This window comes from Xanthomonas citri pv. citri, assembly GCF_000961215.1.
Taxonomy (GTDB): Bacteria; Pseudomonadota; Gammaproteobacteria; order Xanthomonadales; family Xanthomonadaceae; genus Xanthomonas; species Xanthomonas cissicola.
In genome coordinates this window covers 2,906,152-2,920,930 of the sequence record NZ_CP008998.1, presented here as the reverse complement: position 1 = coordinate 2,920,930, position 14,779 = coordinate 2,906,152, and the positions used below count along the sequence as shown (strand labels likewise).

Below are 14,779 nucleotides of genomic sequence, written 5' to 3'. Positions count from 1 at the left end.
CAGCCGAGCTCAGGAGACTTCATGGACAGGCAAGACGCGGCCGCAATGGCGGAAATGATGGCCACGTTGAATGCATCGAACGCCTCGTTGCAAGAGACAGTCAAAGTGCTGACGACGCTGGTGGCATCCATGCAGCAGCGCGAACAACGGTTGCGCGATGTGGTTGCCGAGCAACTTCAGGTAGTCCAACACGCGGCCAGCAGCGCCGATGCCAAGGTCAATCGGGTGCTGGAGAATGCATTGCCGAGGCTAACGCAACTGACCAATCAGGCGTTGACGCAGACGCTGGAGCCAGCCGCCAAGCGATTCAACAAAGAAATGGCGACTGCGGATGAGACATTGCAGCAAGCCACTCGCCGTTACGCGCATGCCCAGCAGTCCTTGGAAACAAAGATCACGCGACGCATGGGCATTGCATCGGCCACGATGCTCGTGGCCGGCGTGTTGGGCCTGGGTGCGGTGGCCTACTCGGTTGGCATGATCACCGAAAAGCGAACCGAACTCGCGCAGCTTCGAGCGTCCATCGACTACCTGGATCGCGTGTCCCGTGCCGACTTGGCTCCCTGTGGCGAAGGCCGGCTCTGTGCCACCTTCGAGAAGAATGGGCCGCGTTACGGCAACCAGCGGCAATACAGAGCGATCAATCTGCGCGCAACATCAGATTCGCAATGATGCGACGTCGTCATTACAGCCACTGGCTTGCGCGCGACAGGGGCGGCCGAAAAAGCCACCTTGCGTGCGGTCGCGCCTAAGCGGCTCATCGAACCCGTCGGCTACATCCGGCATTGCCCAACAAAACCGAGCCGACGCAATACGTTGCATTGCAGTCAGATGCAACGCACGCGCCACTCTTTTAAAACAATGGTGGCAGGCAAGCATGCGCGCAACGCGCGCAGCTTCTTGACGGGTCACAGATTCCAGTCGATCCGCATGCCCGCGATCAGCGCGTTCTTCAGATCGGTGGTGCGGGTCGGTTCGTTGAACTGGTCGGGGTTGATGACGTAATGCAGGTTCGGCGCGATGCGCAGGCGCTTGGTGACCTGGATGCCGTAGCTCAGCTCCATCATGATCTGGTTGTCGGCCGGGGTGCCGGTGCCGCCGGCGGAGGCGCGCGCCAGGCGCAGGTTTTCGATCGCTTCGTCGCTGTATTTCTGCTGCGTGATCACAAATGCAATGTTGTCCTGCGGGCGGCTGGCGAAGGTGCCTTTCTGCACCAGGCCGAGCTGGATGAAATGGTCCTCGATCGCTTGGCCGCCGGTGCTCTGCAGCACAGCGCCGAACACGGTCAGGCCGCGTGTGCCCGACGGGTCGGGATTGGTCACCTGCTGTTCGAAGCGTGCGAACAGGCCCGAGCGGCCTTGCTTGTTTTCATACGCCAAGCCGCTCAGTACGGCCGGGTTGCCGTTGCGGTCGCGCAGCGGGTCGGAGTAGTCGGAGTTGTCCTGCCAGCCGCCCAGTTCGTACATGGCGGCCATGCTGCCGTCGCCGCCCTTGTTCTTGTAGCCCACGGCATAGGGCACCACCACGCCGGTGGTGTCGTTGGTGCTCCAGTTCAGGCCGTGCTGGCCGTCCTGCGCCTGGATTGGGTTGACCTCGTAGGCGCCGACATGCAGATAGACCTTCGGTGTGACCCAGGCGGTAGCATGCGCGGCCCAGCTGGAGACCGGCCAGTAGGTGAAGTTGCTGGTGCGGAAGACGAAGGTGGGGTTGCCGCAGGCCGAGTTGCCCTGGAAGTACTGGCACAGGTCCGAGCCGAGGAAGTGGATGTTGGCCACGCTGCGGCCGGCTTCCAGTTCCAGACGGTCGTTGAAGAGCTTCTGCAGCAGGGTGAAGTTGGCCAGGCGCGTGCCCTGGCCGCCGTAGATTTCCTGCACCGAGGTGCTGTTGCCAATGCTGCTGTTGGCCAGGTTGGTGCCGTGGCGGTTGGTGACGTACAGCTTCACCGTGGCGCCGTTCCAGCCGAACAGGCGGTCCATGTCGACATCGGTGCCGACCATCAACTGGCCTGCGTAGGCGTCGCCGCTTTTGCGGCCGCCGTCGATCATCGAGGCGGCTTCGCCGGTGTAGCCCAGCTTGAGCTTGAAGGCGTCGGCGGCGTCCTGCGCGTGGGCGAGCGGGGTGAGTGCCAGGGTCAGCGACAGGCACAACAGGCGGGGGCGGGCACGGCGGGGGGCGAGGGCGGTCATGGCAGGACTCCGGACAAAAGGGCGTGGCCGTGGTGGCGAACGCGACAACAAGTGGGTGGGCAAGCCGCTGGCGGCGCACCTGGGGGCGCAGCGCAGCGGTGAAGCAGGTCAGGGGCGCGCGGGAACACTCGGGCGCGTCAGGTGCGGCGGCAGGTCCGTGCCGCCGTTGCTGGATCAGGCGACGACGTCGGTCACCGGTTTCTTGAGCAGGCGCAGCGCGATGGCCGTGACCACGACGCCGACCGCCAGGGCCAGCACGTAGTTGAGCAGGTGGGTGACGGCGTTGGGGATCAGCAGCACGAAGATGCCGCCATGCGGCGCCTTCAATTCGGCACCGGCGGTCATCGAGATGGCGCCGGCCACGGCCGAGCCGATCACCAGCGCCGGGATGGTGCGCAATGGGTCGCGCGCAGCGTACGGGATGGCGCCTTCGGTGACGAAGGCCAGCCCGAGCACGCCGGCGGCAGTGGCCGAGCCGCGTTCTTCGGCGGTGAAGCGGTTGCGGAACACCCAGGTCGCCAGCGCGATGCCCAGCGGCGGGGTCATGCCGGCCACCATGGCAGCGGCCATCGGGGTATAGACCTGGCTGGCGATCAGGCCGGTGGAAAACGCATAGGCCGCCTTGTTGACCGGCCCGCCCATGTCGAAGGCCATCATGCCGCCGAGCAGCAGGCCCAGCAGCAACGCGCTGCTGCCCTGCATGCCGCGCAGCCAGGCGGTGAGCCAGGCCAGCAGGTCGGCCACCGGCTGGCCGAACACGTACATCATCGCCAGCCCGACCAGCAGGGTGCCCAGCACCGGCAGGATCAGCACCGGCTTGAGGCCTTCCAGGTTGCGCGGCAGGCGGACGTAGCGGTTGAGCGCAGCCACGCCGTAGCCGGCGATGAAACCGGCAATGATCCCGCCGAGGAAACCGGCATTGAGATTGGCCGCCACCAGGCCGCCGATCATGCCGGGCGCGATGCCGGGGCGGTCGGCGATGGAGTAGGCGATGTAACCGGCCAGGGCCGGCACCATCAGGGTGAAGCCGGCCTTGGCGCCGATCTGGAACAGCGACCAGGCCAACGTGCCCTGGTGCGCATCGTCGCCGGCGTAGATGCCGCCCAGCGCAAAGGCCAGCGCAATCAGCAGGCCGCCGGCAGTCACGAACGGCAGCATGAACGAGACGCCGGTCATCAGGTGCTTGTAGGCGCCGGTGCGGCCATTGCCCTTGTTCCCCGCGGCGCTGGCAGCGCTGCCGGTGGCGGGCATGGCGCCGCCCTGCACGCTGGCCTCGGCCAGGGCCTTGTTGATCAGCGCCGGGCCATCGTTGATCGCCGGCTTGGTGCCGCTCTTGAACACGCGCTTGCCGCCGAAGCGGGCCAGGTCGACCTCGCGGTCGGCCGCGATGATGACCACGTCTGCCGCACGGATTTCATCGTCGGTGAGCGCGTCCTGCGCACCCACCGAGCCCTGGGTTTCCACCCGCATCTGGTAGCCGAGCTTCTTGGCGGCCTGCTGCAGGCCTTCGGCGGCCATGAAGGTGTGCGCGATGCCGGTAGGGCAGGAGGTGATGGCGACGATGCGCTTGCTGTCGCTGGCGGCGCCACCGGGACTGCCGGCGACGGCCGGGTCGGCGTGGGCGGCCAGCTTGCCGATCGCAGCGGCCGGGTCGTCCAGCACCGCGCCCAGGCTCAGGCGCACCAGTTGCGCATCGCCAAAGCGAGTGGTGTCGGCATCGGCGTCGCCGACCACCAGGACCTGGGCGGCACCGCTGGCGAGTTCGCCCGGCAAGGCGCCGAGTACGCCCTGGTCGCTGCGGATTTCGATCGTCACGCGACGGCCGGCGGCAGTGGCCGCGCGGCGCAGCGCTTCGGCCGCCAGCACGGCTTCGGTACTGCGTTCGCCAGCGGCGATGACCACGATGGAAGAGGACATGGCAAAACTCCTGCTGTGTTGCGGTCGCCGGTGTTGTCGGCGGGGGAATTTCAAGCGTTATGCGTGGCGGTGATGCGCGCGATCTGCCGCTGTCTGCAACTGCCGGCCCGACGGCCACCTGGGTGCATGCATCGGCAGTGGCCAATGGCGGCTCATGACAGCATTTCGATCACGACGTCGGTTGCGGCGCGGCGCACGCCCTCTGGGGTCATCCGGCGCGCGTCGCCGCTTTCCAGCCGGCACATCGAAAACGCCGTGGCCAGCCGTGCGCACTGCTCCAGCGTGGTCGCGGCATCGAGCGAGGCGGCGGCCAGACCGGCCACCATCGCATCGCCTGCGCCCACGCTGCTGCCGTGCGCCAGGCGTGGCGGGCGGGCAATCAACCGCTGGTCGCGCTGCACGAACAGGGCGCCTTCGGTGCCCATCGAAATGACCACCAGCTGGATGCCGCGTGCGATCAGTTCGTGCGCGGCGGCGCTGAGTGCGCCGCGGTCGTTCAACGGGCGGCCGGTCCAGGCCGCGAGTTCGTCGCGATTGGGCTTGACCGCATACGGCAGCGCCTCGCGCGCGGCATCCAGCGCGCTCACCAGCGGCATGCCGCTGGTGTCCAGCAGCACGCGCGCACCGGCAGCGCTGGCCTGGGCCTGCAATTGCGCCCAGCTGTCGTCCGGCAGCCCGGCCGGCAGGCTGCCCGACAGCACCACCGGCAGGCCGGGGCGCAGCAGCGGGGCGAGATGATCGGCCACGCCTTGCAGATGCGCAGGCCCTAAGCGCAGGCCGGGCAGGTTGATGTCGGTGGTGTCGTTGCTGCGCGCGTCGACCAACTTGAGATTGGTACGGGTTTCGCCGGCCACGCGCTGGCAGTGATCGGCGATGCCGCGTTCGCGGAACAGGGCTTCGAATACGCCGGCATTGCCGACCCCGAGCGCGCCCAGCGCAGCAACCTCGCTGCCCCAGTCGGCCAGGCACGCGGCCACATTGATGCCCTTGCCGCCGGCATCGTTGCGCACGCTGCTGGCGCGGTGCACGGCGCCAGGCTGCAGGTGTTCGAGCTGGATGGTCTGGTCGATCGCCGGGTTCAGCGTGACGGTGATGGCCTGCAGGCTCATGCCTTGTCCTCGCGCTTGGCTTCCAATGCGCGCACCTGTTCGGCGGTTTCGCAGGCCAGCGCTTGTTCGGCGAGCTGTTGCAGCTGGCTCAACGCGGCGCCGCGCAGGCGTGCCTTGACCGCCGGGATGTCGTTGGGCGTCATCGACAATTCCTGCACGCCCAGGCCGGCCAGCAGGCTGGCGCCGAACGCATCGCCGGCCAGGCCGCCGCAGACGCCGACCCAGCGGTCGTGCATGCGTGCGCCTTCGATGGTGCTGCGGATCATGCGCAGCACCGCCGGGTGCAGGCTGTCGGCTTCTGCCGCCAGTTCCGGGTTCTGGCGGTCGATCGCCAGCACGTACTGGGTGAGGTCGTTGGTGCCGATCGAGAAGAAGTCTGCGTGGCGCGCCAGCACGTCGGCCTGCGCGGCGGCGGCCGGCACTTCGATCATGATGCCGATCGGCACTTCCGGTGCGTCGAGGTCGGCGCGGATGCGTGCGCAGATGGCGCGCAGCGCGACCAGTTCCGGCACCGAGGTGATCATCGGGAACATGATCGACAGCCGCGCGCCGTCCTTGGCGGCGCGATACAGCGCACGCAGTTGCGGCTCCAGCAGGTCGGGGCGACGCAGCAGCAGGCGCGCGCCGCGCACGCCCAGGAACGGGTTTTCTTCGTGCGGCAATTCCAGATGCGCCACTTGCTTGTCGCCGCCGATATCCAGCGCACGCACGATCAGCGGGCGGCCATCCAGCGCCTGCGCCATTGCCAGGTAGGTGGCGTGCTGTTCGTCTTCGCTGGGGGTGCGGCCGCTTTCCAGGAACAGGAATTCGGTGCGCATCAGGCCAACGCCCTCGGCGCCCTGGGTCAGCGCCATCGCGACCTGGTCGGGTAGATTGACGTTGGCGCCGATGTCGATGTGGTGGCCGTCGGTGGTTTCGGCCGGCAACGCGCGCTGCGCCGCTTCGCGTTCGCGAATGGCCTGCTGCTCGGCGATATGCGTGCGTGCTGCGTCCAGATCCTGCTCGGACGGGTCGATGTACAGACGCCCGCTGCTGCCGTCGATGATGGCGGTGACGCCGTCTTCGATTTCCAGCAACTGGCCGCCGGCCGCGACCAGCGCCGGCAGGCCGAGCGTGCGCGAGAGGATGGCGGTGTGCGAGGTTGGGCCGCCCTGCGCGGTGGCCAGGCCGAGCACGCGCGCGGTGTCCAGATTGGCGGTATCCGACGGCGACAGGTCGCTGGCGAGCAGGATGCACGGCTGATCGGGCAGGTCGGTGAGACCGGCGCCGGCCGCGGCCGGGTCGAGCTGGGCCAGCACGCGCCGGCCGACATCGCGCAGATCGGCCGCGCGACCGGCCAGCACCGGGTTGCCGAGTGCGGCCAGGCCGGAGGCGATCTGTTCCACCGCCTGGTGCCACGACCACGCCACGCCATGGCCTTCGACCATCAGTTGGCAGGTGCGGGTGATCAGGTCGGTGTCGTTGAGCAGTTCGGCCTGGGCCTTGAAGATGGCCGCGTCCGAGGCGCCGAGCCGGCGCTGGGTGTCGTCCTGAATCGCCGCGAGCTGCTGGCGGGTGCGGGTCAGCGCGTCGTGCAGTTGCGCGCCGCCATCGCCCAGGCCCACCGGTTGATCGGCCACTTCGGTCTGCGCGGCGCGCAGGCGATGGACGATGCCGATCGCCACGCCCGGGCTGGCACCAATGCCGACAATGGCCGGCTGCGCTTGCGGCGGCGTCCAGCCGGCCACCGGGGCGGCGCGACGTTGCGCGGCGCGCTCGGCATCGGCCTTTTCCTGCGCGGTCAGGCTGTCCATGACGGCGCGCAGGCGCTTGAGCAGCTCCGCTGCGTCGCTGCCTTCGGCCGAGACGGTGATGCTGTCGCCGGCACGCAGGCCCAGCTGCAGCAAGCCGACCAGGCTCTTGGCATCGGCGGCCTGGTCGCCGGCGCGTACCTGCGCGCGTGCCGAGAAGCCGCGTGCGGTCTCGGCCCAGCGGGTGGCCGGGCGCGCGTGCAGGCCGCTGGGGTAGGCGATGGTCCACTCGAATGCTTCGGCCAGGTCGGTGGCCGGCGCGGCGCTGGTCTCGGGTGCGCGGTCGCCGGTGAGTGCGGCGACGATCACGCTGGGGTCGTCGGTACTGAACAGCGCTTCCAGCTGCGCCGGATCCTGGATCAACCGGGTCAGCCGGCGCAGCAAGGTGATGTGGGTGTCCGATTGCGCGGCGATGCCGACCACCAGCCGGGTGATCTGGCCGGGGTTCCATTCCACGCCGTCGGGGAGCTGCAGCACTGCGATGCCGTCGCGGCGCACCAGGTGGCGGTCTTCGCCGACGCCGTGCGGGATCGCCAGGCCGTGGCCCAGGAAGGTGTTCGCCAGGCCTTCGCGCCGCCGCATGCTGGCCTCGTAGCCCGGCGCGACGCAGCCGGCCGCGACCAGTAACTGGGCGGCCTGGGCGATGGCGTCGTCCTTGTCGCGGGCTGAGGCGCGCAGGCGCACAAGGTCGGGGGTGACGGGGGCGGGCGACGGAGAGGACAAGGCGGGCTCCGGATGAGGTGGGGCTGGGAAGTATAGTGGGAACGTTCCCACGATTCAGGTCAATGTGCGGTGCACAAAAACGCTGTAGTGCTTTCGGGTTAGCATCAGGGCCGACACCGCGCCTGGGTCAAGGTGCGCAAAATGGAGCGGGAACGGTCCCAGTGAGTATCAGCATCAATGACGTGGCCCGCGTGGCCGGCGTATCCAAGTCCACGGTGTCGCGCGCGCTGGGCAGCGGCCCTGTCAGCGACGAGGTACGGGCCAAGGTGGAAGCGGCGGTGCGCCAGACCGGCTATCGGCCCAACCTGATGGCGCGTCGATTGCGATCCCAGCAATCCGGCATCCTGGGGGTGATCGTGGCCGACATCCGCAACCCGTACTTCACGGCGCTGATCCGTGCGGTGGAAGAGGTCGCCTACAAGGCCGGTATGCGCGTGACCCTGTGCAATACCGATGAAGATCCCGAGCGCGAGGCGTTATACCTGGAGCTGATGCAGGAAGAACGCATCACCGGGCTGATTTTTGCGCCGACCCGCGTCACGGTGGGGCGCATGCACGAGCTGGCGCTGGATTACCCCACCGTGCTGGTTGACCGCGCCGGCCCTGGCAGCCGTTATGACAGCGTCGTGCTGGACAACGGCGCGGCCATGGCCGAGCTGGTGGCGCATCTGCAGGCGCAGGGCTATCGGCGCATCGGCGGGCTGTTCGGCAGCACCAGCACCACCGCGGCCGAGCGCCGCGACGGCTACCTGGCAGCGATGCGCGCACAGGGGCTGCAGCCGGATTACCGCGAAGTGGCGCCTACCGCCGAGGCGGCGATCGCCGAGCTGGGGGCATGGCTGGCCAACGACCGGCGGCCCGAGGCCATCGTCACCAGTAACAGCCTGCTGCTGATGGGCGCACTGAAGGCCGCACGCACCGCCGGCCTGCGCCTGCCGCAGGATCTGGCCCTGGCCGGGTTCGACAACGAGCGCTGGACCGATCTGGTCGAGCCGGGCATCACCGTGGTCGAGCAGCCGGTGGAAGACATGGGCCGGGCGGCGATGTCGCTGCTGCTGGAACGGCTAAGCAATCCGCAATTGCCGATCCGCCGCATGGTGATGACAGGACGCTGCGTGGTGCGTGGGTCGACCGGCGCGCGTATTGCGGGCGTGTAGGGCGGTGGCTTTTGGGTGCGGTGGCTTTAACGGTCATGCGTTCGCGCCCGGGTGCGCTCCTACAAGGATGGTTGTCTGCCGCGCGTTGCGGACCTGCACGATGTCGGTGAGCCGGAGGTGTCACTGGGCTTGATTATTCAGGCCATCGCGCCGATCACCGCAACCTGCCGACCATCGCACCCTCGTAGGAGCGTACCCGGGCGCGACAGGCGTTATCGGGAATGCGTTCGCGCCCGGGTGCGCTCCTACAAGGATGGTTGTCTGCCGCGCGTTGCGGACCTGCACGATGTCGGCGAACCGGGTGTCCGCTGGGCGTGATTGTTCACGCCATCGCGCCGATCACCGCAACCTGCCGACCATCGCACCTTCGTAGGAGCGCACCCGGGCGCGACGGGCGTTATCGGGAATGCGTTCGCGCCCGGGTGCGCTCCTACAAGGATGGCCGTCTGCCGCGCATTGCGGACCTGCACGATGTCGGTGAGCCGGAGGTGTCACTGGGCGTGATTGTTCACGCCATCGCGCCGATCACCGCAACCTGCCGACCATCGCACCTTCGTAGGAGCGTACCCGGGCGCGACGGGCGTTATCGGGAATGCGTTCGCGCCCGGTGCGCTCCTACAAGTGGCGGATTTCGCAATGGTTTCAACGATGCCGCACAAAAAAGCCCCGGCAGTGCCGGGGCTTTTTGTTTGCAACGACTGCCTGACTCAGCGATCCGGGCGGTGGGTGCCACCCTCGTTCTGCACGGCCAGGTATTCCTTGGACTGTTCGTCCAGCTTGTCGCCCAGCATGCGGCGCACCACCACGAAGAACAGCGGGATGAAGATCACGCCGAGTACGGTGGCGAACACCATGCCGCCGATCACGCCGGTACCGATGGAGTGACGCGAGTTGGCGCCGGCACCGGTGGAGATGGCCAGCGGCAACACGCCCAGGATGAACGCGAACGAGGTCATCAGGATCGGGCGGAACCGCAGGTGCGCCGCTTCCAGGGTGGCCTCGCGCAGGGTCTTGCCCGCCGCCCGCTGCTCCACTGCGAATTCCACGATCAGGATCGCGTTCTTCGCCGCCAGGCCAATCACCGTGATCATGCCGATCTTGAAGTACAGATCGTTCGGCAACCCACGCAGCATCGAGAAGGTGATCGCACCCAGCACGCCGATCGGCACCACCAGCAGCACCGCCACCGGAATCGACCAGCTCTCGTAAAGCGCGGCCAGGCACAGGAACACCACCACCACCGACAACGCCAGCAACAGCGTGGCCGCATTACCGGCGATGATTTCCTGGTACGACATGCCGCTCCAGTCGAAACCGAAGCCCGGCGGCAGATCGTTGTTGACGATATCTTCCATCGCGCTCATCGCCTGGCCGGAACTGCCGCCCGGAGCCGGGTTGCCGACGATGTTCACGGCGGAATAGCCGTTGTAGCGGTTCAGGGCCGGCGAGGCGTAGTTCCACTCGGCCTTGACCACGTTGCTCAGCGGGATCATGGCCGGCTGACCGTCGGTGCCGGTGGCGGTGGCGCTGGGAGTGAAGAAGTTGCGCAGCGACTCGGGGCCTGCGCGGAACTGATCGTCGGCACGCATGTTGACGCGCTTGATGCGGCCCTCGGCGAAGTAGTCGTTGACGTACACCGGCGCCAGCATCAGCTGGATCGAGCTATAGATATCGCTGACATCCAGGCCCATCGACTGCGCCTGTACGCGGTCTACGTGCAACTGCAGCTGCGGCGAGTTTTCCAGGCCGTTCGGACGCACGCCCACCAGGGTGTCCTGCTTCTCCGCGGCCTTGCCGAGCACGATGTTGCGCGCATTGATCAGCGCCTCCTGGCCGGCACCGGAACGGTCCTGCAGCCACATGTCGAAGCCGCCGAACTGGCCCAGGCCCTGCACGGTGGGCAGGTTGACCACGAAGATCTGCGCGCCCTTGATGCCATAGAAAGCGCCATTGAGTTGCTGGATCAGCTGCTCGGCAGTGACGTCGCGTTCTTCCCACGGCTTGAGCCGGATGAAGCCCATACCGACGTTTTCGCCCGAGCCCAGGAAGCTGAAGCCGGCGATCTGCAGCATGCCTTCCACGGCCGGCTGCTTCTCCAGCACCGCACGCATCTGCGCGAACGCCTCGTTGGTGCGGATCTTGGTCGCGCCCGGCGGCAGCTGCACGATGGCCACCGCAAAGCCCTGGTCTTCTTCCGGCAGGAAGCTGCCCGGCATCCGCGTAAACAGGAAGCCGCACAGCACCAGCAGCGCCACGAACGCAATCATCCATGGCGGCGAGCGCTTGAGGGTATGGCCCACCACGCCGACATAGCGATGCGCCAGCTTGTCGTAGTACTTGTCGAAGGTGCGGTAGACCCAGTTCTTCTTGGTGGAGTGGGTCGACTTGAGGAACGCGCCGCACAAGGCCGGCGTGAAGCTCAACGCGAGGAAGGCGGAGAACCCCATCGACATGGCGATGGTCAACGCGAACTGCTTGTAGATCGCGCCCGAGGCGCCAGGCTGCAGCGAGGAGGGGATGAACACCGCTGCCAGCACCACGGTGATGGCCACCACCGCGCCGGTGATCTGGGTCATCGCCTTCTGGGTGGCCGCCTTCGGCTCGAGGTGTTCCTCGCTCATGATGCGTTCGACGTTCTCGATCACCACGATCGCATCGTCCACCACGATGCCGATCGCCAGCACCATCGCAAACAGCGTCAGCTGATTGATGGTGAAGCCGATCATGTACATGCCGAAGAACGTGCCCAACAGCGCGACCGGAATCACCAGCGTGGGAATCACGGTGGCGCGGAAGTTCTGCAGGAACAGCAGCATCACCAGGAACACGAGCACGATGGCTTCCACCAGCGTGTGGATCACTTCCTCGATGGAGATGCGCACGAAGGTGGTCGATTCGTACGGCGCAAACCAGGTCACGCCCTGCGGGAAGGTCGGCTGCAGTTCGTCGAGCTTGGCGCCGACCGCTTCGGAGACGTTCAACGCGTTGGCGCCCGGCAACAGCTGGATACCGAAGGCACCGGTGGGCTTGCCGTTGTACTGGGTATCGAAGCCGTAGTTGCTCGGCCCCACGGTCACGCGTGCAACGTCCTTCAAGCGCACGGTGGCGCCGTTGTTGTCGGTCCGCAGGATGATGTTTTCGAACTGCTCGGGCGAGCTGAAGCGGCCTTCCGCCGACACCGTGGCGGTGAAGCTGATGCCTTCCGGGGTCGGGTCCGCGCCCACCGAACCGGCCGCGAACTGCACGTTCTGGTTACGCACCGCGGTCAGTACCTGGGTCGCCGACAGGTTGTAGCCCTGCAGCTTCTCCGGGTTCAACCAGATGTTCATCGCGTACTCGGCGCCGAACTGGTTGGTGCTGCCCACGCCGGGCACGCGCGAGATCTGCTCGAGCACGCGCGAACCGACGATGTCGTTGAGCGCGTCGCGGTTGATCGAGGGGTTGTCCGAGCGCAACGCGGCCACCATCAGGAAGCCGGCGTTGGCCTTGGCCACCACCACACCTTGCTGGGTCACTTCCGAGGGCAGGCGCGGCGTGGCCAGCGACACCTTGTTCTGCACCTGCACCTGGGCGATATCCGCGTCGGTGCCGGTTTCGAAGGTCAGGGTGATGGTCACGCGGCCGTTGGCGGCCGAGGACGAGTTGAAGTACAGCAGGTGGTCGATGCCGGTGAGCTGCTGTTCGATGACCTGGGTCACCGCCTTCTCGGCGGTGTCGGCGCTGGCGCCGGGGAAGTTGGCGGTGACGGTGACCTGCGGCGGGGCGATCGTCGGGTACGACTCGATACCCAGATTCAGGATCGAGATCACGCCCGCAAGCGAGATCAGGATCGCCACCACCCACGCAAAGACCGGGTGTTCGATAAAAAACTTAGGCATGTCCGGGTTCCGTCACTGCTGCTTGGACTGGGAGTCGGCCGGCTGCGCGGCCGCATCCTGCTTGGGCTGTTGCTGGGCGGCCGGCGCCGCTGCATCGGCCTTGTCGGCCGACGGTGCAGCTTGCGCGTCGCCGCCCTGTGCCGCGGCGGGCGCCGCGCCCGCTGCGCCGGGCTGGCCGCCTTGTGCCGGCTTGTTCGGATCCCACGGCACGCCCTTGGCCGGCTGCCCTTCCTTGGCCTTTTGCACGCCATCGACGATGACCTGGTCGCCCGGGGTCATGCCGCCGGTGACGATCCACTGGCCCTTCTGCTGGCCGTCGACGGTGAGGTTCTTGCGGACCACCTTGCCGTCCTTGCCCAGCACCAGGGCATAGGGTCCGGTGGCATCGCGCTGCACCGCCTGCTGCGGCAGCAGGTAGGCATTGTTGCGCTGGCCCAGGCTGGCCTTGAAGGTCACGAACGCGCCCGGCAGCAGCGATTGTTCGGGGTTGGGCAGGGTGGCGCGCAGCGACACCGCACCGGTGCTCGGGTCCACCGTCACCGCAGACACGTCCAGCGTGCCGGGGTGCTGGTACTGCGTGCCGTTGCCCAGCTCCACGTTGATGGAGGACTTGCCGTCGCCGCTGAGCTGCACGTTGCCGCTGCTCTGCGCCTGACGCAGGGCGGCCAGTTCTTCGCTGCTCATGGCGAAGTTCACATACAGCGGGTCGATCTGGTCGACGGTGGTCAGCAGGGTGGCTTCGCCGGCACCAACCAGTGCGCCTTCGGTCACGCGCTGAATGCCGGCGCGGCCGGTGATCGGCGAGGTCACGGTGGCGAAGCCGAGCTGGATGCGCGCGGCCTCGACCGCGCCGCGCGCCTGTTGCACGTTGGCACCGGACGAACGCTCGTTGGCTTCGGCGGTGTCGATGTCGGCGCGCGAGACGTACTGCTGCGGCGCCAGGCTGCGCGCACGCGTCGCGGCGATCTTGGCGTTGGTATAGGTCGCTTCGGCGGCGGCCAGCTGGCCCTGCGCCTGCAGCAGCGTGGCCTTCAGCTGCGACGGGTCGATCTGGAACAGCGGCTGGCCTTCGGTGACGTTGGCGCCTTCGGTGTACAGGCGCTTGAGCACCACGCCGTCCACGCGCGCGCGCACGTCCGCCGAACGGTACGCCGACAGGCGGCCGACCAGGTCGCGTTCCAGCGGCAGCGTCTGCGGCTTCATCTCCAGCACCGACACTTCCGGCGGCGGCGGTGCCTGCTGTTGGTCGGGCTTGCTGCAGGCAGCCAGCGCCACGGTGATGGCACAGGCCAGGCCGAATGTGCGGAGCGGGGCAATCATCAGGAGGAACTCCGTTAGGGTCTTGAAGTGAGAAGAGAAGGCGGTGGCGGCGTCGGCGCGGCAGGAGCCGGAGCAAACGCACGCAGGAAGGTGTCCACGGCGAACTGCGCCCACCGCTGCCTGGCGGGGAGGCCGGCGCGATGGGGAACTTGAAACCGTTGGCGGTCGAAATCCAGCCCGACGATCATGCTCAGCAACAGTTCGGCCATGAAGTGCGGATCGTCATGCCGCAGTTGGCCGGCGTCGATCGCCTGTTCGAAGCGATGCGCCAGGCGCTGCTGCATGCCGACCACGCCGTCGTGGAAGATCTGCTGCGACTGGTCGGGAAACCGGTGCGACTGGGCTTCGACCAGACGGCAGGTCTGTAACACATCGGGGTTGTTCAGACGGTCAAGATGGGCCAGCGCGAAGGCCAGCAGATCGGCGTGGAGATCGCCCGAGACCGTGCCCAGCGGCCCGGCCGCCAGGCGCACGTGGTCCTGAAGTACATCGCGCAGCAGGTTTTCCTTGCAGCCGTAGTAGCTGTACAGGGTTTGCTTGGAACAGCCGGCCCGCTCGGCCACCGCATCCATGCTCAGCCGCATGCCACGCTCGGCAAGCAGCGCATGCACGGCCGCATGGATGCGGCGGTCGCAGTCCGAACGCCGGGCAGCACGGTGGGAACGAGGAATCATGGCGGTAGACTATACCGTCCAGTTT

The 14,779-nt window shown here is 67.4% G+C and carries 9 protein-coding genes; 2 read left to right on the top strand and 7 right to left on the bottom strand.

The features are described from left to right. Nucleotides 1-21 precede the first annotated feature (21 nt). Nucleotides 22-672, top strand: coding sequence for a hypothetical protein (locus AMD14_RS13185; RefSeq protein ID WP_011051633.1), 651 nt, complete (start codon nt 22-24; stop codon nt 670-672). Nucleotides 673-908: 236 nt separating this feature from the next. Here the strand turns inward: AMD14_RS13185 and AMD14_RS13180 are convergent, their stop codons facing one another. The 4 genes from AMD14_RS13180 to ptsP form a co-directional block, all read right to left on the bottom strand. After that, nucleotides 909-2,186, bottom strand: a complete 1,278-nt coding sequence (locus tag AMD14_RS13180; protein WP_005933852.1) for a carbohydrate porin — start codon at nt 2,184-2,186, stop codon at nt 909-911. Nucleotides 2,187-2,360: 174 nt separating this feature from the next. Beyond that, complete coding sequence (locus tag AMD14_RS13175) at nt 2,361-4,103, bottom strand: PTS fructose transporter subunit IIC (RefSeq protein WP_011051631.1); 1,743 nt, start codon at nt 4,101-4,103, stop codon at nt 2,361-2,363. Between the two features lie 152 nt (nt 4,104-4,255). Further along, nucleotides 4,256-5,212, bottom strand: a complete 957-nt coding sequence (gene pfkB / locus AMD14_RS13170) for a 1-phosphofructokinase (RefSeq protein ID WP_011051630.1) — start codon at nt 5,210-5,212, stop codon at nt 4,256-4,258. Beyond that, the gene (gene ptsP, locus AMD14_RS13165; protein WP_011051629.1) at nt 5,209-7,725 is read right to left on the bottom strand and encodes a phosphoenolpyruvate--protein phosphotransferase; all 2,517 of its coding nucleotides are present in this window, start codon (nt 7,723-7,725) and stop codon (nt 5,209-5,211) included. The genes pfkB and ptsP overlap by 4 nt, the downstream gene beginning before the upstream one ends. Nucleotides 7,726-7,886: 161 nt before the next feature. Here ptsP and AMD14_RS13160 point away from each other — a divergent pair, with 161 nt between their 5' ends. Beyond that, nucleotides 7,887-8,882, top strand: coding sequence for a LacI family DNA-binding transcriptional regulator (locus AMD14_RS13160; protein ID WP_005917351.1), 996 nt, complete (start codon nt 7,887-7,889; stop codon nt 8,880-8,882). 707 nt (nt 8,883-9,589) lie between these two features. Here the strand turns inward: AMD14_RS13160 and AMD14_RS13155 are convergent. The 3 genes from AMD14_RS13155 to AMD14_RS13145 are packed head-to-tail and all read right to left on the bottom strand — an operon-like array spanning nt 9,590 to nt 14,754. Beyond that, entirely contained in the window at nt 9,590-12,760 is a 3,171-nt protein-coding gene (locus AMD14_RS13155; RefSeq protein WP_011051628.1) for a multidrug efflux RND transporter permease subunit, read from the bottom strand. A gap of 12 nt (nt 12,761-12,772) precedes the next feature. Next, a complete protein-coding gene (locus AMD14_RS13150) occupies nt 12,773-14,080 on the bottom strand; it encodes an efflux RND transporter periplasmic adaptor subunit (protein WP_011051627.1) in 1,308 nt (435 codons plus the stop codon). Nucleotides 14,081-14,094: 14 nt separating this feature from the next. Beyond that, the gene (locus AMD14_RS13145; protein WP_005917360.1) at nt 14,095-14,754 is read right to left on the bottom strand and encodes a TetR/AcrR family transcriptional regulator; all 660 of its coding nucleotides are present in this window, start codon (nt 14,752-14,754) and stop codon (nt 14,095-14,097) included. Nucleotides 14,755-14,779: the final 25 nt, after the last annotated feature.